The 18,217-nt window shown below is 41.3% G+C and carries 17 protein-coding genes; 13 read left to right on the top strand and 4 right to left on the bottom strand.

Annotated elements, in window-relative coordinates:
* Position 1 precedes the first annotated feature (1 nt).
* Positions 2-244 carry a hypothetical protein gene (locus CKW03_RS17100; RefSeq protein ID WP_095067905.1) on the bottom strand — a complete coding sequence of 81 codons (243 nt, stop codon included), beginning with the start codon at positions 242-244 and terminating at the stop codon, positions 2-4.
* A 241-nt stretch (positions 245-485) separates the two neighbouring features.
* On the opposite strand from CKW03_RS17100, the gene CKW03_RS17095 reads away from it, so the two are divergent.
* Together CKW03_RS17095 and CKW03_RS17090 are read left to right on the top strand one after the other, a co-directional pair.
* Entirely contained in the window at positions 486-1,616 is a 1,131-nt protein-coding gene (locus CKW03_RS17095) for a PCMD domain-containing protein (RefSeq protein WP_093101516.1), read from the top strand.
* Positions 1,616-2,383: a porin family protein gene (locus tag CKW03_RS17090; RefSeq protein WP_236736591.1), complete on the top strand. Its 768-nt coding sequence runs from the start codon at positions 1,616-1,618 to the stop codon at positions 2,381-2,383. Before CKW03_RS17095 ends, CKW03_RS17090 begins: the two co-directional genes overlap by 1 nt.
* A gap of 97 nt (positions 2,384-2,480) precedes the next feature.
* Here the strand turns inward: CKW03_RS17090 and CKW03_RS17085 are convergent, their stop codons facing one another.
* Positions 2,481-3,443, bottom strand: coding sequence for an isopenicillin N synthase family dioxygenase (locus tag CKW03_RS17085; protein ID WP_093101515.1), 963 nt, complete (start codon positions 3,441-3,443; stop codon positions 2,481-2,483).
* Between the two features lie 268 nt (positions 3,444-3,711).
* Here CKW03_RS17085 and CKW03_RS17080 point away from each other — a divergent pair, with 268 nt between their 5' ends.
* The 10 genes from CKW03_RS17080 (at position 3,712) to CKW03_RS17035 (ending at position 15,199) form a co-directional block, all read left to right on the top strand.
* Complete coding sequence (locus CKW03_RS17080) at positions 3,712-4,158, top strand: MarR family winged helix-turn-helix transcriptional regulator (protein WP_093101528.1); 447 nt, start codon at positions 3,712-3,714, stop codon at positions 4,156-4,158.
* Between the two features lie 22 nt (positions 4,159-4,180).
* A complete protein-coding gene (locus CKW03_RS17075; protein ID WP_093101513.1) occupies positions 4,181-6,607 on the top strand; it encodes a 3-hydroxyacyl-CoA dehydrogenase/enoyl-CoA hydratase family protein in 2,427 nt (808 codons plus the stop codon).
* A 56-nt stretch (positions 6,608-6,663) separates the two neighbouring features.
* Positions 6,664-7,020 (top strand): four helix bundle protein, encoded by a 357-nt coding sequence (locus tag CKW03_RS17070; RefSeq protein WP_093101512.1) that lies wholly within the window; start codon positions 6,664-6,666, stop codon positions 7,018-7,020.
* Between the two features lie 101 nt (positions 7,021-7,121).
* Positions 7,122-8,294 carry an acetyl-CoA C-acyltransferase gene (locus tag CKW03_RS17065; protein ID WP_093101510.1) on the top strand — a complete coding sequence of 391 codons (1,173 nt, stop codon included), beginning with the start codon at positions 7,122-7,124 and terminating at the stop codon, positions 8,292-8,294.
* Positions 8,295-8,366: 72 nt separating this feature from the next.
* Positions 8,367-10,160 (top strand): acyl-CoA dehydrogenase FadE, encoded by a 1,794-nt coding sequence (locus CKW03_RS17060; RefSeq protein ID WP_093101509.1) that lies wholly within the window; start codon positions 8,367-8,369, stop codon positions 10,158-10,160.
* Positions 10,161-10,276: 116 nt separating this feature from the next.
* Positions 10,277-11,710, top strand: a complete 1,434-nt coding sequence (locus CKW03_RS17055) for a phytoene desaturase family protein (protein ID WP_197700945.1) — start codon at positions 10,277-10,279, stop codon at positions 11,708-11,710.
* Positions 11,711-11,712: 2 nt separating this feature from the next.
* Entirely contained in the window at positions 11,713-12,633 is a 921-nt protein-coding gene (locus CKW03_RS17050; protein ID WP_093101507.1) for a TIGR01777 family oxidoreductase, read from the top strand.
* Positions 12,634-12,640: 7 nt separating this feature from the next.
* Positions 12,641-13,894, top strand: coding sequence for a YeiH family protein (locus tag CKW03_RS17045; RefSeq protein WP_093101506.1), 1,254 nt, complete (start codon positions 12,641-12,643; stop codon positions 13,892-13,894).
* Positions 13,895-14,030: 136 nt separating this feature from the next.
* Complete coding sequence (locus CKW03_RS17040) at positions 14,031-14,567, top strand: RNA polymerase sigma factor (protein ID WP_093101504.1); 537 nt, start codon at positions 14,031-14,033, stop codon at positions 14,565-14,567.
* 50 nt (positions 14,568-14,617) lie between these two features.
* Complete coding sequence (locus CKW03_RS17035) at positions 14,618-15,199, top strand: hypothetical protein (protein WP_139185546.1); 582 nt, start codon at positions 14,618-14,620, stop codon at positions 15,197-15,199.
* Between the two features lie 57 nt (positions 15,200-15,256).
* On the opposite strand, the gene CKW03_RS17030 is transcribed toward CKW03_RS17035, so the two are convergent.
* Complete coding sequence (locus CKW03_RS17030) at positions 15,257-15,823, bottom strand: nitroreductase family protein (protein ID WP_093101501.1); 567 nt, start codon at positions 15,821-15,823, stop codon at positions 15,257-15,259.
* A 30-nt stretch (positions 15,824-15,853) separates the two neighbouring features.
* Positions 15,854-17,107, bottom strand: a complete 1,254-nt coding sequence (gene pepT, locus CKW03_RS17025; RefSeq protein ID WP_093101500.1) for a peptidase T — start codon at positions 17,105-17,107, stop codon at positions 15,854-15,856.
* 760 nt (positions 17,108-17,867) lie between these two features.
* Here pepT and CKW03_RS17020 point away from each other — a divergent pair.
* A complete protein-coding gene (locus tag CKW03_RS17020) occupies positions 17,868-18,131 on the top strand; it encodes a hypothetical protein (protein WP_093101498.1) in 264 nt (87 codons plus the stop codon).
* Positions 18,132-18,217: the final 86 nt, after the last annotated feature.

Genomic DNA, 18,217 nt, shown 5'->3' with positions numbered 1-18,217 from the left:
ATTAGCCTAAAGCGGTTTTTTCTTGAGAATAATTGACCGAAAGAATCGGAAAATTGAGAAACTCATGCTGCTGATTTGGCAAGATTTCCAGATTGGGATCTATAAGTTGAATGATTCCTTGAGAATACTCTTCCTGTAAATTGAAATAGGATTCAATGGGATGAAAGGGTGCCTCAGGTGCCTGGTTTTGGTAGTTCAATTCAAATATGCTGGTCAATAATCGGATTAGATAATAAAACATCATAGCTTTTCAATTTTCTGCCTTTGTTTATTCCTAACACAATAATATTGAAGAATTTGATGGCCCCTAAATTTTTGTGATGAACCTATGGAATGAAATGATGAATCATGTTTTTAATGTAAAAAAGATGAATCAAACGGTAATATAGTTGGCGGAAATAATCGAAACGGGTCAAATAATTCTATCTTTGCCAATCATTTGGATATCTACCCATTTGAATATCTACTATACGTAAGTTAAAAACATGCCGCAATCAAAATTTATTTGGGCCCTATTGGGGGGCGTGTTCTTTATTTCAAGCTGTATTAAAGACGAGGCGAAAAACATGGAAGCTGATATTACTCAGGTTTCTATCGCCGATAGTTTGATTAATGTCAAACCTATCATCAACAACAGAAATGTTGTAATCTATGTCAAACCTGGGAAAGTGGATCTAAAGGAATTCGCTCTTGATTTTGACCTAACGCCTGGCGCTACTTCTCAACCTGCTGCAGGCTCTGTCCAAGATTTTTCTGCCCCTGTATTTTATGAGGTTACATCGGAAGATGGACAGTACACAAAACAGTATTCCGTGACCTTATTGGAGTCTTCGGTTCCTGAAAAGTTCGATTTTGAACTATTCAAGCATGATGAGCAGAAGAAGTGGATTTATTTCTATGAGGATGTCGAAGGTATCCAGCAAGAACTTTGGGCTTCCGGAAACTCGGGTTTTGCCTTGACCGCTGGTTCGAATCCTACTGAAAAATCTTACCCAACACAAGCCACCGATGATGCAAAATATGTGCAATCAGGTAAATACGCCGCTTATTTGGAAACTAAATCTACTGGTTTCTTGGGTTCGTTGGTTAAGAAACCTATAGCAGCCGGTAACTTGTTTATTGGTTCCATGTTCACGAAAAGTATCATTGATATCCAAACCCGTTTTGGTCTTCCATTCAATAAGATCCCGGTTTCTATGACAGGTTATTATAAATATGAGCCTGGTAAGAAAGTAATTGACATGAATGGCAAAGAAGTGAATGTAACTGATGAATGCGATATCTATGCGGTATTATTTGATCGTGTTGCCTTAATGCAAGCTACTGCAAATGATAAAGTGGATGCAGGAAGAACTTGGTTGAATGACAAAGATGTGTTGACTAGTCCGCATATCATCGCCCTTGCACAACTGAAGGAAACTTCTGCAACAAAAGGGGATGGCTTGGTGAAGTTTGATCTCCCATTTGAATTCAAGAAAGAATATAGCCAAAGAGATGCCGACGCATACCGTTATAGCATTGCCGTAGTGCTTTCTTCCAGCAAAAATGGAGCAATTTTCCAAGGAGCTGTTGGAAGTAAGTTAATTGTAGATGAAGTGAAAATCAACGTAAGATAATGAGATTAAGTAAAATCGAGATAAAATACGCTCTATTGAGTGTATTAGGTTTATTTTTTGCCTTGAACCTAAATGCGCAAGCATTAGAACAAGGAAAATTTAGAGTAGATGCTGAGCTAGGAACTAAGATTGGTGGAGCCTCTCCTTTGGGCTTGCCCGTAGAAATCCGCAAGATCAATGGTTTCAAACCTGCTTTGCCTTTCTTCGTAGGAGTGAAAGTTGCTTATGGCATCGATGATAAATGGGGCATTCGCTCAGGACTGATCTTTGAAGGAAAAGGAATGAAGACAGAGGCTACCGTTAAGGGCTACAAAACCACATTTAATGCGGATGAAGATCCTTCTCAAAATGTTAGAGGCTATTACTACGGCGATATCTCCACCAATGTAGAGAACCTATACTTCACCATCCCTGTAATGGCGACCTATCAATTAAATCCAAGCTGGAGCCTTCAAGCTGGTCCCTATGTTTCCATGGCTGTACAGCGCAAATTCTATGGAATGGCAACTGATGGCTATATCCGTGATGAAGTGCCCACTGGAGAAAGAGTCGGAATCGTAAATGCCGCTTACGATTTCAAGAGCCAGATCAGGAAAGTAGATGTTGGAATGAGCGTTGCAGGGAAATATGACTTTGCAAAACGTTATTATGCGACCGCACAATTTGACTACGGCTTCAACAGCATTATGAAAACTGGCTTCGAAAGCATCAGTTTCAATATGCACAATATCTTTATGAATGTTGGAGTAGGAGTGAGGGTTTTTTAGGAGAGATTAATAGATATGAGATATGAGATTTGAGATAGAAAAAGGTCAATTCTATTAGGTATGACCATTTCTAATATCTCAATACTCATATCTCTCCTTACATTTTAAGTCCGATCTCTCTCAATCGCTCATCCAGATATTCGCCTGCTGTATAGTCTTCGTAGGCTTTAGGATGTTCTGCGTCGATACATGAATCCAATGAAGCCAAGCTCATGCTTGATTTTGGATGCAAGAAGAATGGAACTGAATATCTTGAAGTTTTCATTAACTCTCTTGGCGGGTTTACGACACGGTGGGTTGTCGATTTTAATTTATTGTTGGTCAATCGCTGCAACATGTCACCTACATTCACGACGATATCTTCACCTTTTGCTTTGATAGCAAACCACTCGCCATCTTTCGTCAATACCTCCAAACCATCTGCGCTAGCACCGATCAATAGGGTAATCAAATTGATGTCCTCATGAGCACCTGCGCGTACCGCATCCGCTGGAATTGCATCAGGGTTCTCGATTGGGAAGTAATGGATAGCACGTAAGATAGAGTTACCATTGATCACGAATTTTTCGAAATAATCTTCAGGTAATTCCAGGTAAGTCGCAATTGCTTTCAGCAAGTTACGGCCCGCATCTTCCAATTTTTTGTAAATCTCCCCAGTTACAGCATTGAATCTTGGTAGTTCTCTCACCTCAGGATTATCCGGGAAATCCACTTTCGAATATTCTTCACCAACGATCGTTTGACCTCTTTGCCAAAACTCCTTCAAGTCCGGAGTTTTCGAGTCTTTCGCTTTTTCTTTTCCTTTTGAAGTATAGCCACGCTGTCCAGCTAGTTCAGGGAATTCATATTTATCCTTGATTTCTGCAGGTTGGTCAAAGAATTCTTTCACTACTTTATAGAGCTCATCGATCAGTTCATGCGATAGGCCATGGTTGGCGATCGTTACGAATCCCGTTTCGTTGAATGCCTTGCCAATATCCGCAACAAATTGTTCGCGTTGTTCAGCACTGCCCTCGGTATAGTGCGTCAAGTCTAATCTTGGAATATTTACTAATGCCATGTTTCTTTTGTTTGATGCAAAGTTAATGTAATAATAATATTGAAGAGTAAAAAGTGTTTATAACCTGTTTTGTAATATTTGTAATACCTTGAGTTACAGTTTTTAAAAGTTATCAACATTTATCATTTTTAGTTCCAGAATACCTAATGTGAATTATTATAATCTAATTGTGTCAAGTATTTATTAAAAAATCACAAAACAGTTTGATTTATCAATTGTAAAATTTAAATTTGTTATGCTTGCATAATAAATGTTAGAAAACCCGAATATGAGCCAAGACAATACCATCGACTATTTTTTAAAGACGGCATGGCAAACAGTTGCCAACAAGTACAATGTAATCGCCTCTCAGCATGGTTTCACTCAAGCTGCTGGCTATATTTTGATCAATATCCATAAGGAAGGCACGCCAGTGTCACAGATAGCAAACTCTACCGGTGTCAAGACCACCTCCTTATCGCGCGTATTAAACAATTTGGAATCCCTTGGCTTTATATATAGAGAGACCAGTGATACCGATAAACGTTCGGTAAAGGTCTACCTCACAGAGTTGGGCCAAGAGAAAAGGAAGATTGCCAAGGACGTTGTCAGGGAATTCAATGAACATTTAAATACATCTTTTTCAGAAAAAGAAAAAGCCACACTAGTCAAGTTTTTAAAGAAAATAAATGAAGTAGCCACAAACTACTCCCCAGTAATACAAATTGAACCATAGGAAATTAGAAAATATACGTGATATGAATAGAAATATTAAAAAAGTAGCTGTATTGGGATCCGGAGTAATGGGTTCTCGAATTGCTTGCCACTTTGCTAATATAGGTTTAGAGGTATTGCTTTTGGACATTGTCCCTAAAGAGCTGTTGCCTGCAGAAGAAGCAAAAGGCTTAACATTGGAAAGCCCTGCTGTCCGTAATCGTATTGTGAACCAATCTCTGGATACGGCAATCAAGTCAAACCCTGCACCTTTATATAGCAAATCCTTTGCTACGCGTATTTCAACAGGAAACTTTGATGATGATATGAGCAAGATTGCTCAGGCAGATTGGGTAATCGAGGTGGTTGTTGAGCGTTTGGATATCAAAAAATCTGTTTTTGATAAAGTTGAGCAGTTCCGTAAACCAGGAACATTGATTACAACCAATACTTCTGGTATTCCGATCCACCTGATGGAAGAAGGACGTTCTCAAGATTTCAAAGAGAACTTCTGTGGTACCCACTTTTTCAATCCGCCGCGCTACCTTCCTTTATTGGAGATTATCCCTACCAAGGATACCAAAAAAGAAGTCGTGGACTTCTTGGTAGCTTATGGAGATAAAATGCTAGGTAAAACCGTGGTACTATGTAAAGATACGCCTGCCTTTATCGGCAATAGGATTGGGGTTTACTCCATGTTGGCCGTAACACATCTAATCGAAAAATTAGGACTTACCGTAGAGGAAGTCGATAAATATACCGGACCAGCTATGGGACACCCTAAATCAGCAACTTTCCGTACAGCGGATGTAGTTGGTTTGGATACCTTGGTGAATGTAGCAAAAGGTCTAGAGCAAAATGCTCCTAACGATGAAGCAAAAGGAGTATTTGTACTTCCTGAGTTCATCAGCAAAATGGTGGAGAACAAATGGTTGGGCGAAAAGACCAAAAAAGGGTTCTACGAAAAAGTTAAGGATGACAAAGGAAATTCTGAAATCCTTTCCCTTACCTTGAAAGACCTGACTTATGGTCCGCAACAAAAAGTTAAATCTTCAACCTTGGAAGCGACCAAACCTGTTGAAGATATCCGTAAGCGCATGAAAGTTTACGAACAGGGAACTGACAAAGCTGCGGAGCTTTTCCGCGCGATGCATTATCCTTTGTTTGAATATGTATCCAACCGTGTGCCTGAAATCACGGATGATTTCTTCCGTATCGATGATGCCATGCGTGCAGGATTCGGATGGGAAATCGGTCCGTTTGAGGTATGGGATGCACTAGGTGTTAAAGAAACTCTAGAAAAGATCAAAAAAGAAGAAAAACGTCTTCCTGGACAGTCTGGTGAAGTTGCCCAATGGGTAAAAGATATGCTAGATGCAGGATTTGATAGTTTCTATAAAGTAGAGAATGGAGTTCGTCATTATTATGATATTGCTTCCAAATCCTACAAACCAATCCCTGGAACCGAAGAGTTGATCGTATTAGACCACATCCGTGAAGCTAAGACCATCTGGAAAAACTCTGGCGTTTCCATCATCGACCTGGGCGATGGGATCATTAACTGTGAATTCCATACCAAAATGAACACCATCGGTGGTGATGTCATCCAAGGTTTGAATAAAGCAATTGATCTAGCGGAAAAGGAATACCGTGGTTTAGTTATTTCCAATGATGGCAAGAACTTCTCGGCTGGTGCCAATATCGGTATGATCTTTATGATGGCTGTTGAGCAGGATTACGATGAGTTGAACATGGCCGTTAAGATGTTCCAAGACACTTCGATGCGTTTGAGATATTCAGCAATTCCAGTAGTTGCAGCACCATTTCAATTAGCATTGGGTGGTGGATGTGAGTTCTCTATGCATGCCGACTTTGTACAGTTGCATGCCGAAACATACATGGGCTTGGTTGAGTTTGGTGTAGGTGTTATCCCAGGTGGCGGTGGATCCAAAGAATTTGCCCTTAGAGCATCTGACGATTACCGCCCTGATCAGATCGATCAAAACTTTATGAAAGATCGTTTCTTGACCATTGGCCAGGCAAAAGTATCGACTTCAGCCGTAGAAGCCTACGAATTAGGTTATTTACAAGAAGGAAAATATGCCATCACAATGAACCGTGCTCGCCTATTAGCTGATGCCAAAGCCAAAGCACTTGAGTTAGCCGACGCAGGATACGTTCAACCGGCACATCGCAAAAACATCAAAGTACTAGGAAACCAAGGTCTCGGAATAGTATACGTAGGAGCATCCTCCATGGAAGCCGGACACTACATCTCCGAACACGACAAACTGATTTCCGAAAAACTAGGTTGGGTAATGTGCGGCGGAGACCTATCCGCTCCTAACGAAGTCGACGAGCAATACCTTCTAGACATGGAACGCAAAGCCTTCTTAGAGCTCTGCGCCACCCGCAAAACCCTAGAAAGAATTCAAGCGATGTTGACGACGGGGAAGCCTTTGCGTAATTAGTCTTTAGGGATTTGAGATATGAGATATGAGATTTGAGATAGAAACCGAATATCAAAATGCATAAACTGGAGGAACTTAAAGTGTGGCATAGAGCCATAGAATTATCTACTGAGATTTACAAAATAGTCTCAAAATTTCCTTCAGATGAAAAGTATGGTTTATCTTCTCAAATTAAAAGATCTGCTGTTTCAATAGCATCGAATATTGCAGAAGGAGTTGGGAGAAATTCTGATAAGGAATTTCACCATTTCCTCGGAGTAGCGGCGGGTTCGTCTTTTGAATTATTAACGCAGGTATTGATAGCGTCTAAACTAGGGATGATTTTTAAAGAAGATGCAGAAAGAATTTATATCTCATTGATTCAAATCCAAAAAATGATTTACGGTTTCCAAAAGAAGCTTAAACAAGGATAACAAGGAGAGCCAAAAAGGCTCCATATTTAAAATAAACGTGAGGTTTTAGGTTTTCCAATATCTCAAATCTCAAATCTCACATCTAATATCTATTTAAAAAAATGGAAGCATACATTGTAGCAGGATTTCGTACAGCAGTTGGGAAAGCTCCGAGAGGAGGATTTCGATTTATGCGTGCGGATGATTTGGCGGCGGATGTGATTAAGCATTTAATGGCATCGGTTCCAAATGTAAATAAAGAAGATATTGACGATGTAATCGTTGGAAATGCCATGCCCGAGGCAGAGCAAGGGCTTAATATCGGACGTTTTATCTCTTTGATGGGATTGGATACCGATAAGGTTCCTGGGTTGACGGTAAACCGGTATTGTGCCTCTGGATTGGAAACCATTGCTACGGCAGTGGCGAAGATCAAAACTGGAATGGCGGATATGATCATTGCCGGTGGGGTAGAGGTGATGTCTGGAATGCCATTCGGTGGCTGGAAGATCGTTCCGAATGCCGTAGTGGCTAAAGAACATCCGGATTGGTACTGGGGAATGGGCCTAACAGCGGAAGCTGTTGCCAAAGATTATCATGTTTCCAGGGAAGATCAAGATAAATTTGCCCTAAAATCAAATGAGAAAGCTGTTGCAGCGATCAAGGCGGGTAAGTTTAAGGATGAAATCGTTCCGATCAAGGTGAAGGACAACTATGTGAAAGATGGCAAGATCGCAACCAAAGAATATGTGGTAGATACGGATGAAGGACCTCGTGCTGATACCTCTTTGGAGGCTTTAGGCAAGTTGAGACCTGTGTTTGATGCCAAAGGTTCGGTGACTGCTGGTAACTCTTCACAGACTTCAGATGGGGCTGCTTTTGTCTTGGTGGTTTCTGAAAAGAAAATGAAGGAATTAAACCTGAAGCCAATTGCCAAATTGCTATCCTTCGCAGTAGCTGGTGTGCCACCGCGCATCATGGGTATTGGACCAATTTACGCGATTCCAAAGGCGCTGAAACAAGCTGGCTTAAAACAAGAGGATATTGACCTTTTCGAATTGAACGAAGCTTTTGCTTCACAATCCTTGGCCGTTATTCGTGAATTGGGATTGGACGAAGAAAAAGTGAATGTGAATGGTGGTGCTATCGCATTGGGTCACCCGTTGGGATGTACCGGTGCTAAACTGACAGTCCAAGTGCTGCACGAACTGAAACGCAGAGGCAAGAAATATGGTATGGTTACCATGTGTGTGGGAACAGGACAAGGCGCTGCAGGTATTTTTGAACTACTATAGACAAATTAAACTAACAAAATATAAAATCAGAAGAAGGTGCTTGTTCACTTATTCTAAATCAAAAAGGATATCATGAGCGAAGAAGTAAAAAATAAGGCAATCAAAGGTGGTGAGTTCGTAATTCGCGAAACTCCATACACTGATATTTTCATCCCAGAGGAGTTTGATGAGGAAGCGAAAATGATCCGTCAAACTTGTATTGATTTCTTGGATACTGAGGTTCTCAATAAATTGGAGAGAATCGATGCCCAAGAAGAAGGATTGATGCAGAGCCTAATGGACAAATCTGGTGAGCTAGGTATGTTGGGCGTATCGATTCCTGAGCAATACGGTGGTTTCGGTAAGAACTTCAATACGTCCATGTTAGTGGCTGATGCTGTAGGTGGGGGATTCTCCTTTGCCGTGGCATTATCTGCCCATACAGGGATCGGAACCTTACCAATCTTGTATTATGGGAATGATGCACAGAAGGATAAATATATCCCTAAGCTAGCAACGGGTGAGTGGAAAGCTGCTTATTGTTTGACAGAACCTAATTCAGGTTCCGATGCAAACTCTGGCCGTACCTCTGCAAAGTTAAATGCTGAAGGAACACATTACTTGATCAATGGACAAAAGATGTGGATCACCAATGGTGGTTTCGCAGATGTATTCATCGTTTTTGCCAAGATTGATGATGATAAAAACTTAACGGCATTTATCGTTGAAAAGGATTTCGGTGGTATCACCATGAACCCTGAAGAGCATAAATTGGGTATCAAAGGATCTTCAACCCGTCAAATCTTCTTCAATGACTGCCCTGTTCCAGTAGAGAACATGCTTTCTGAAAGAGAGAACGGATTTAAGATTGCCGTAAATATCTTAAATATTGGTCGTATCAAGCTTGGAGCTGCAACTATCGGTTCTTCACGTGCCGTATTGACCACTGCGATCAATTATGCTAACGAGCGCGTGCAGTTCAATTTGCCAATTTCGAAATTCGGAGCTATCCGTTATAAATTGGCAGAAATGGCTACCCGTCTATTCGCGAATGAATCTGCGGCATACCGTGCCGGACAGAATATCGATGATGCTTACGAAGCATTGATCGCTTCGGGAATGGATGAAGCAAAAGCGAAACTGAAATCAGTAGAGCTATTTGCCATTGAATGTGCTATCATCAAAGTATGGTGTTCAGAGATGTTGGATTATGTGGTTGATGAAGGCGTTCAGATCTATGGGGGTATGGGTTATTCCGCTGAAGCTCCAATGGAAAGAGCTTACCGCGATTCCCGTATCAACAGAATCTTTGAAGGTACCAATGAGGTCAACAGACTATTGGTGGTGGATATGTTGTTGAAACGCGCGATGAAAGGCGAGTTAGACCTAATGGGTCCTGCTCAAGCAGTGGCAGGAGAACTGATGTCTATCCCTGACTTTGGTCCAGAAGATGAAACTCCATTTGCTGCAGAGAAGAAAATCGTTGCCAACTTGAAGAAAGCTGGTTTAATGATTGCTGGCGCTGCGGTTCAAAAACTGATGATGTCCTTGTCCAAAGAACAAGAAATCTTGATGAATATCGCTGACATTATCGGCTATGTATATGTTGCTGAATCGGTGTTGTTGCGTGCAGAAAAATTGCAGCATACACAACCAGGAGAGCATGCAGACTATGCTGCTGATATGGCTAAAGTATATCTATATGGAGCGATTGACAAAGTCAATGCTGCCGGTAAAGAAGCATTAAATTCCTTTGCAGAAGGAGATGAGTTGAACATGATGTTGGTGGGTCTACGTCGCTTTACAAAAGCACAACCATTCAATGTCAAAGAAGCTCGCCAAAGAATTGCGAAGAAATTAATTGAAGAAAATAAATACTGTTTCTAAGTATTAAAGGTTGATTATGATTAAAAGCCCCAGCAATGGGGCTTTTTCTTTTTTGTAGCCCTTCATTTTAGCAATTCACATTGCTTTATCTTAACTTTAAGATTCATAGCGATAATTTGAAAAGTTACGATGCCATCATAATAGGATCCGGACCCAACGGACTCGCCGCTGCCATTACCCTTCAGAAACAAGGGCTAAGCACCTTGATTGTCGAGGGTGCCGATACGGTAGGTGGCGGAATGCGAACCAAGGAACTTACTCTTCCGGGTTTTAAACATGATGTCTGCTCGGCAATCCATCCCATGGCTCTGGGCTCGCCCTTTATGCGCTCCCTTCCCCTTGAGGATTTTGGACTGACTTTCAAAACAGCGGAATATCAAGTTTCCCAACCCCTAGATTCAGGTCGTGCCGTTGTGTTACATCAGGATATGCAATTGATGCAACAGGAGTTAGGGCAGGATTTCAGATTTTACGATGCCCTCCTCGAACCTTTTGTCAAAAATTGGGATTCTTTGTCCAAAGACCTGCTTGGTCCACTAAGAATTCCGAAAAACCCATTTTTAATGGCCAAGTTCGGTTTATCCGGATTGCGCAGTGCACATGCCATTGCCGATCGATTCCAGACTGTAGAAGCCAAAGCTTTATGGTCAGGGCTAGTGGCTCATGGCATTTTGCCTTTCAACAAATTGAGTACAGCAGCGATTGGAATGGTATTGGGAACCTTGGGACATAAAGTAGGCTGGCCGATTCCGGTAGGTGGATCGCAAGCCATTGCTGATGCCATGTTGGCTTATTACCAATCATTGGGCGGGGAATTGCAGCTTAATTTTTGGCTAGAAGATGTCAATGATCTTCCAAAACATAAGCTTCTGATCCTAGATCTCACACCTCAGCAGATCTTAAAGATCAATGGCCTTGACTTGAAGGAAGGGTATAGAAAACAATTAGAAGCTTATCGTTATGGCATGGGGGTATATAAAATGGATTGGGCATTGTCCGAACCTACACCCTTTACTGATAAGAGGAGCCAATTGGCAGCAACCGTACATATTGGAAATACCTTTGAAGAAATTGCGAAAAATGAATTAGATACTTTCAAGGGCAAGCTTGTGGAAAGGCCATTTGTCTTATTCGCACAGCCAAGTAGATTCGATCCTAGCCGAGCACCTGAAGGAAAACATACGGGTTGGGCTTATTGCCATGTTCCTCATGGCTCCTTTGCGGATCGCAGTGAGGCCATCGAAAATCAGATTGAAAGGTTTGCTCCAGGCTTTAAGGATACTATTTTGGCGAGGTCATGCATGAATACCCAGCAGTTGGAACAATACAATCCAAATTATATCGGTGGTGATATCAATGCAGGACAGATGGATGTGATGCAGCTTTTCACCAGGCCCACTCGATCCTTGACCCCTTATCGCACATCCAATCCTAATGTTTATATCGGTTCTTCATCTACTCCTCCAGCCGGTGGAGTTCACGGGATGTGTGGATTCCATGCTGCGCGGATAGCACTGAAGGACCATTACCACATCAAAATAAAAATTTAATTATGGCAAAGATCGTATTGGCGGGAGGCACCGGGAATTTAGGGAGTTTATTGATCAGTCTATTTAGAGAACAGGACCATGAGATCATCGTATTGAGTCGGAAGCGAATGGTCAAACATCATCCTCAGGTAGACTTTGTGTATTGGGATGCTGAAAACCTCGATTCTTGGCAAAAAGAATTGGAAGGAGCAGATGTGCTCATCAATCTTTGCGGACTTTCCATCAATAGGAGATTTACCAAAAAAAATAAAGAATTACTCCGAAGTTCGAGGATAGTTCCAACCCGGTTACTGGGCGAAGCAATATCGAAATTGAATGATCCGGTCAAACTCTGGATCAATTTCTCTGGGGTATCCATTTTCGATGGAGCCATAGGTCTAAAGGATGAAACTTCCACAGATTATTCCAATGACTTTCTAGGAACCTTAGCACAAGATTGGGAAAGAACATTTTTGGCGGCCAATACCCCACATACCGAAAAACTGATCTTGAGGATGAGCCCAATCTTAAGCAAGAGATCAGGGATGTTTGCCGAGCTCTATCCTTTGGCAAAAATGGGCTTGGGAGGAAAGGTCGGCGATGGCAAGCAGCTAATTTCCTGGATTCATGAGGCTGATTTCGTAGGGCTGATCGATTGGATTATCAAATCCGAGCAACGAGCCGACATTTATCATGCATGCAGCCCTAACCCTGTGAGCAATGCCGAGTTTATGCAAAAATTGAGGCAATCCTGCGGTGTTTCATTTGGTTTGCCACTGCCTGCTTTTATGGCCAAAATGGGTGCCTTCGTGAAAGGAGTGGATTCCTCACTCTTATTGGAAACCGTACCGGTAACAACATTATTAACTTTAAAAAATGGCTTTCAGTTTAATTTTCCCTATATTCAGCCCGCATTTGATCAATTAATTAAATCATCAACTTAAACATTTTATGTCTGCCAAAACATTTGAACTTTCTGAGGATTGGGTAGTTGTTATCTTGGGATTCGGAATCATTGGGCTTGCCCTGCTTGGTTTCGTCGTGCCTGTACCATCTTTCGGCTGGTCAAACTCTGCTGAACTCAGCTCAAAAGTACTTTCCGCATCCAATTTAGGGGCTATGGGCCTTCAATTCATTTTAGTCTATATTACCGCTATATTAGGCGCCCTCTTGCTCAAGAAAAGCCTCAAGGCCTTGCTGATCGTATTTCCAATGATCTATGTATTGACCCTTTTTGCATTGGTATTGGCGGGAAATTCAGGCGTTAAGAGTTTTAATTTAGAGGCAGTGATATTCAGTTTAGCTATTGGCTTGATCATCAGTAACTTCTTTAAGTTGCCCGATTGGTTCAAGGCAGCCCTGAATACAGAAATGTATGTCAAGATCGGTTTGGTCCTTTTAGGTACCACGGTCATATTTGGCGATATCTTAAAGGCCGGTTCCCTAGGGCTAATCCAAGCTCTAGTCGTGGTAGTATCTGTATGGTACTTTGCTTTCTGGATCTGTAAGAAATTTAAGATAGATAAAGAAATGTCCCTGATGCTTTCCAGTGCGGTTTCGATCTGTGGGGTTTCCGCCGCGATTGCAACCTCTGGAGCAATCGAAGGCGATAATAAAAAGCTATCCTATATCATCTCCTTGGTGTTGGTGACTGCCGTGCCGATGATGATCTTTATGCCTTATCTAGCTGAATTGATGGGTTTATCCCAAGAGGTTACCGGAGCTTGGTTAGGTGGTAGTATCGATACGAGTGGAGCGGTTGCAGCTTCCGGAACACTGGTTGGTGAGGAAGCATTAAAGATCAGTACCATTGTTAAATTCTCGCAGAATGTACTGTTGGGTATTGCTGCTTTCTTCATCAGTATCTACTGGACATACTCTAAATCTGTAGATGATAAAACCAAAAGGGAAAAACCAACTTTGAAATTGATCTGGGAAAGGTTCCCGAAATTTGTGGTTGGATTTGTATTTGTTTCCCTGATGTTCTCCTTTGTGGTATCACCTGAAACCACAGCATCCATCAAGGACAGTTTAAAGAGTGTTCAAGGCCTATGGTTTGCCATTGCCTTTACCTCTATCGGTCTGGAAACAAACTTTAAGGATCTGTTTAAACAAGACAATAAGAAACCATTATATGCATTCCTGATCGCACAAACATTCAATATCATTGTGACCTTGGTGTTAGCGATTGCCTTGTTTGGTTAATTCTTGCTATTCAAAATATATAAGCCTCGATCTGTATGATTTGAGGCTTTTTTATTTACGCGGATGGATGAAAATATTTAAAATAAATTGTGCAAATTCAAGTCTGAAATCATCATATACATGAAGAGAAAATAGCATGGACGAAAAACAGTTGTTGCAATACTATAAAGAGACTGGCAGTTTGGATGCGCTGGGTAAGCTGTATGCACCATACATGTCCTTGTTATATGGTGTTTGCTATAAGTACCTTCAGGATGCCGAGCAAAGCCAAGATGCGGTCATGCAGATTTTCGATGAGCTAATAAATAAGTTGCGCGTGTATGAGGTGGATAATTTCAAGAGTTGGGTTTATGTATATGCGCGCAATTTCTGCTTAATGCAGCTAAGGAAAAACAAGCAGATCACGAAGGTTGATATTGAGGAAAACCTCTATGAATCGGAGAAGATGCTCAACGATGATGATGAGAAGAAATGGGGGGAGCAAGACTTTGAAAAATTGGAATCCTGCATCGCGGGCTTGAACCAAGAGCAGGAGCTCTGCATCCGGATGTTTTATCTGGAACAGAAATGTTATAAAGATATCGCTGACCAAACGGGATATGATATAGCCAAGGTAAAGAGCTATATACAGAACGGAAGGCGGAATCTTAAAATTTGTATGGAGAAAAAGTAATGGAAAATAATTATCAATTAACGCGGATTCACAATTACGTCATGGGGCTCATGAGTAAGGAAGAGATGTACGATATGGAACGTGAAGCCTTGAATGATCCATTTTTACAGGATGCCATCGATGGATATAAGCTCCAGCAAGGAGTGGATTCCCATCAACTGAGTATCTTGCAGCAACGATTGGCCAAGAAGATCGAAGCCAAAGCGGAGGATAAAAAACGGAGGTTCTACAACTGGCAACGATTGACAGTGGGAATGGCTGCTGCGGTATTGTTCTTGGTAGCGTCTTCACTGATCCTTTTCAAATATATCACCCATCAGAAAACGGAACGGAACAATGAAGTTATTTTGATGGAACATGAGATGCATGTGCAATCCATGATCATGGAAAATGCCGATGCGGTACCTATTGGAGGTTGGGCAAAATTCAATGAAGAGTTGAATTCCGAATTACGGGATATTAATGATAGGGGAAATGTACAGATTACTTTTAATGTAATCGATGGGAAACCTCAGGATATCCAAGTGACTTCCTCGACCAATAAAAATTTAGATGCGATTATCTCAACATTTATTGAACAAAAAGTGAGATGGACTGGTGAAAATGGAGGCGTGGCAATAGCGGTTGAGTAGTATAGTAATGGGTATTAGTAAAAGGTCAAGGAGTTTCTCCTTGACCTTTTTTATTTCTTATTCTTCCCAACGGATTTTATCCTCGATTGGACCTCTAACAGGCTCTCTTGGCTCTGATTCATGGTGTCCCATGTAGAAAAACCCGATACAACGTTGGTTTTCTTTCAGGTTCAAGAATGGACCGATATGGTTTATCAATCCAGGAGTCGCCCAATAGCCACCGATGCCGATAGAAGCTGCAGCCAACCACATATTCTCTACGGCACATGCTGTAGCTGCCAACTCTTCCCATTCTGGAAGGTCGCCTGAATAATCGACGATAATTGCTAAAGCAGCCTTAGATTGGGTCGCTTTCTTGGCCATATTCTGTTCAGTAGCCTCCGTATATTTTTCAGCAGGCGTTACCGATTTATAGATCCTAGCGAGTTCATCACCTAAACGGATCAAACCTTCATTGCGGAAGATCACAAATCTCCATGGTTGAGTACGTTTATGGGTAGGAGCTGCATTTGCTGCTTCCAAAATGGTCAATAATTCCTCGCGAGTAACCTCTTGATCGGTGTAGTTCGCCTGGAATACCGCTCTTCTGTATTCTATGTTCTTTAATACTTCGTTCTGTAGCATATGGTCTAAATTTCTAGTTTTATTGTTTAATTATGAAAGCTCTTCCCAAAGGACAGCAATATGTAAAATGGTCAAAACTGCCTTTTGCATATCTTGGATAGATACCCATTCCTGCTTACCATGGAAGGCATGTCCGCCAGCAAAGATATTCGGACAAGGTAATCCCATAAAGGATAACCTTGAGCCATCTGTACCCCCACGGATACTTCTTTTCTCTACTTTCATTCCTGCACGTTCGATCCCCATCATGGCTATTTCCACTACTTTGGTATCCTTATCCAATACCTCTTTCATGTTGCGGTATTGCTCGCTAACTTGGAATGTGTAGTTGGCACCAGGGTATTTGGCTAAAACCTCCTTAACGATGGCTTCTAATTCAGCCTCATGTTCAGCTAATTTTTTGGTATCATGGTCACGGATGATGAAGTTCAATGAAGCTTCCTCTACCGTACCTTCAATATTGGTTGGATGCACGAATCCCTCCTTGGCGTGAGTGGTTTCAGGAGATAGACGTTCTTTTGGTAGGCTGTCCACAATGTCCGCAGCAACCTTGATCGCGTTGATCATTTTTCCTTTAGCATAACCGGGGTGAATGGAAATTCCATCAATCTTGATTTTCACGCCATCTGCAGAAAAGGTTTCATCTTCCAAAGTACCTGCTCTTTCCCCATCCATGGTATAGGCATATTGAGCACCTAATTTCTGTAAATCTACATGGTCTACACCACGACCGATTTCTTCATCCGGGGTAAATAAGATCTTGATATCGCCGTGTTTAATTTCTGGGTTGCTCATCAAGATGCGGGCAGCATCCATGATTTCCGCAACGCCAGCTTTATCATCAGCCCCTAACAGGGTTTTTCCACTTGCCGTTACGATGTCATTTCCGATCTGATCTTTCAGGTCAGGGTGGTCGGCCATACGGATCACGATTTTTTCATCATCAGGAAGAACTAAGTCTTGACCTTGATAATTTTGATGAACCAATGGTTTAACGTTTGTTCCGGAAGAATCAGGAGAAGTGTCTACATGTGAACAGAAGCAGATTACCGGCACCTGTTTGTCAGTGTTGGAAGGGATTGTCGCATATACGTAGCCTAGATCGTCTAGGTGGGCATCTTCGATTCCCATAGCTTTCAATTCCTCAACCAATATCCTGCTTAAATCTTTCTGTTTTTCTGTTGAAGGTACTGTACTTGATTGTGCGTCAGATTGGGTATCCACCTGAACATATTTGATAAAATTTTCAGCAACCTGAAAATCTTGAATCTGATTAATTTCCATTTAACAAAACTACAAATTTATTACCCTCTTAACTAAAAACACTGCCATTAAATCGTAATATATAGCAGTATTGTTGCCGGCCTATTTTATTGAAATTTTAAATTATCCTTTCAGGTTTTTTTGATCTTATTCGAGACATATTCGGAATTTTCGCAATATGTCTCGAATATGGGTAAAAGGAGTCCCGAAGAGAAGTTCCTGAAAATTTTCAAGGATATTGTTTTTTTCTAAAATAATTCTGCCCTAAAATAATTCTGCCCTTCTAGGGCAGTTGGTCGCAAAAAAAAGATTTTTCAGGGGAATAAATATCAGTCTAAATACCTAGAAACACAGATTTAACAAACTTCATTGGTACGCAGGAAGGGTCTCGGAACTATAGAAACATTGAAAGTATTGGCGAACAGGTCATCCATCTTCGATGGATAATGACAAGCATATTTTGGGGCATTTTCGTACAGATTCTTCACTAATCGTTCAGAATTGGAAATGGGTTGGGGAGGGATTCAGAGCACAGCGAAGAATCTATTTTTTATTTTTTTAAGAATCGTTGTCATCCCGAAATCGTAAGATGAGGGAACTATTTTTTATTGATTTGACCCGATAAAGGGGATTTATTGAAAAATATTTCACCCCCGCTGGGGATTGCCTACCTAAACAAACATCAATCCTTCCGAAGGAAGTCCTTTAGCCCCCGGCTCATTTCCAGTGGCGGAAAAATGGAAAGAATGCCGATGCTCTGTGCGAAGGGATTGGCCTTGGAATGCTTTCAAAAGGTCATCCCATCAAAAGGGATGATCTATTGAAAGATATTCCCGACAACAAGGCATTCTTTTCATGTGAGAGTGGTCGTGCGAAAAGCCACCTTAAATGGGCCGAAGGTTTTTGGTTACTTTTGGGCTCCAAAAGTAACAAAGAGTCTATTGTTGTTTATTTAAGGAATGCTATCATTATGAGCGCCACGAACGATCTATTTTTTTCTTCAAGAAGAATAGCAAATAGCAGAAAAAGATTTCACCCCCGCTAGGGGTTTCCAATTACCATTACCCAGAGAAGAAAAAAAATTAGGCAGAATCCTCATCCTACCTAATTAATCATTTTTTTCTCGAAAAA

Source organism: Sphingobacterium mizutaii (genome assembly GCF_900187125.1).
Lineage (GTDB): Bacteria > Bacteroidota > Bacteroidia > Sphingobacteriales > Sphingobacteriaceae > Sphingobacterium > Sphingobacterium mizutaii.
This window is presented reverse-complemented; position numbering and strand designations above follow the sequence as displayed.

Bases quoted from the DNA above. Each gene is read 5' to 3' on its own strand.
- CKW03_RS17080 (WP_093101528.1), top strand. From the start codon at position 3,712: ATGAGCCAAGACAATACCATCGACTATTTTTTAAAGACGGCATGGCAA.
- CKW03_RS17090 (WP_236736591.1), top strand. From the start codon at position 1,616: ATGAGATTAAGTAAAATCGAGATAAAATACGCTCTATTGAGTGTATTA.
- CKW03_RS17020 (WP_093101498.1), top strand. From the start codon at position 17,868: ATGCTTTCAAAAGGTCATCCCATCAAAAGGGATGATCTATTGAAAGAT.
- CKW03_RS17095 (WP_093101516.1), top strand. From the start codon at position 486: ATGCCGCAATCAAAATTTATTTGGGCCCTATTGGGGGGCGTGTTCTTT.
- CKW03_RS17060 (WP_093101509.1), top strand. From the start codon at position 8,367: ATGAGCGAAGAAGTAAAAAATAAGGCAATCAAAGGTGGTGAGTTCGTA.
- CKW03_RS17070 (WP_093101512.1), top strand. From the start codon at position 6,664: ATGCATAAACTGGAGGAACTTAAAGTGTGGCATAGAGCCATAGAATTA.
- CKW03_RS17075 (WP_093101513.1), top strand. From the start codon at position 4,181: ATGAATAGAAATATTAAAAAAGTAGCTGTATTGGGATCCGGAGTAATG.
- CKW03_RS17040 (WP_093101504.1), top strand. From the start codon at position 14,031: ATGGACGAAAAACAGTTGTTGCAATACTATAAAGAGACTGGCAGTTTG.
- pepT (WP_093101500.1), bottom strand. From the start codon at position 17,107: ATGGAAATTAATCAGATTCAAGATTTTCAGGTTGCTGAAAATTTTATC.
- CKW03_RS17085 (WP_093101515.1), bottom strand. From the start codon at position 3,443: ATGGCATTAGTAAATATTCCAAGATTAGACTTGACGCACTATACCGAG.
- CKW03_RS17050 (WP_093101507.1), top strand. From the start codon at position 11,713: ATGGCAAAGATCGTATTGGCGGGAGGCACCGGGAATTTAGGGAGTTTA.
- CKW03_RS17065 (WP_093101510.1), top strand. From the start codon at position 7,122: ATGGAAGCATACATTGTAGCAGGATTTCGTACAGCAGTTGGGAAAGCT.
- CKW03_RS17100 (WP_095067905.1), bottom strand. From the start codon at position 244: ATGATGTTTTATTATCTAATCCGATTATTGACCAGCATATTTGAATTG.
- CKW03_RS17035 (WP_139185546.1), top strand. From the start codon at position 14,618: ATGAGTAAGGAAGAGATGTACGATATGGAACGTGAAGCCTTGAATGAT.
- CKW03_RS17030 (WP_093101501.1), bottom strand. From the start codon at position 15,823: ATGCTACAGAACGAAGTATTAAAGAACATAGAATACAGAAGAGCGGTA.
- CKW03_RS17045 (WP_093101506.1), top strand. From the start codon at position 12,641: ATGTCTGCCAAAACATTTGAACTTTCTGAGGATTGGGTAGTTGTTATC.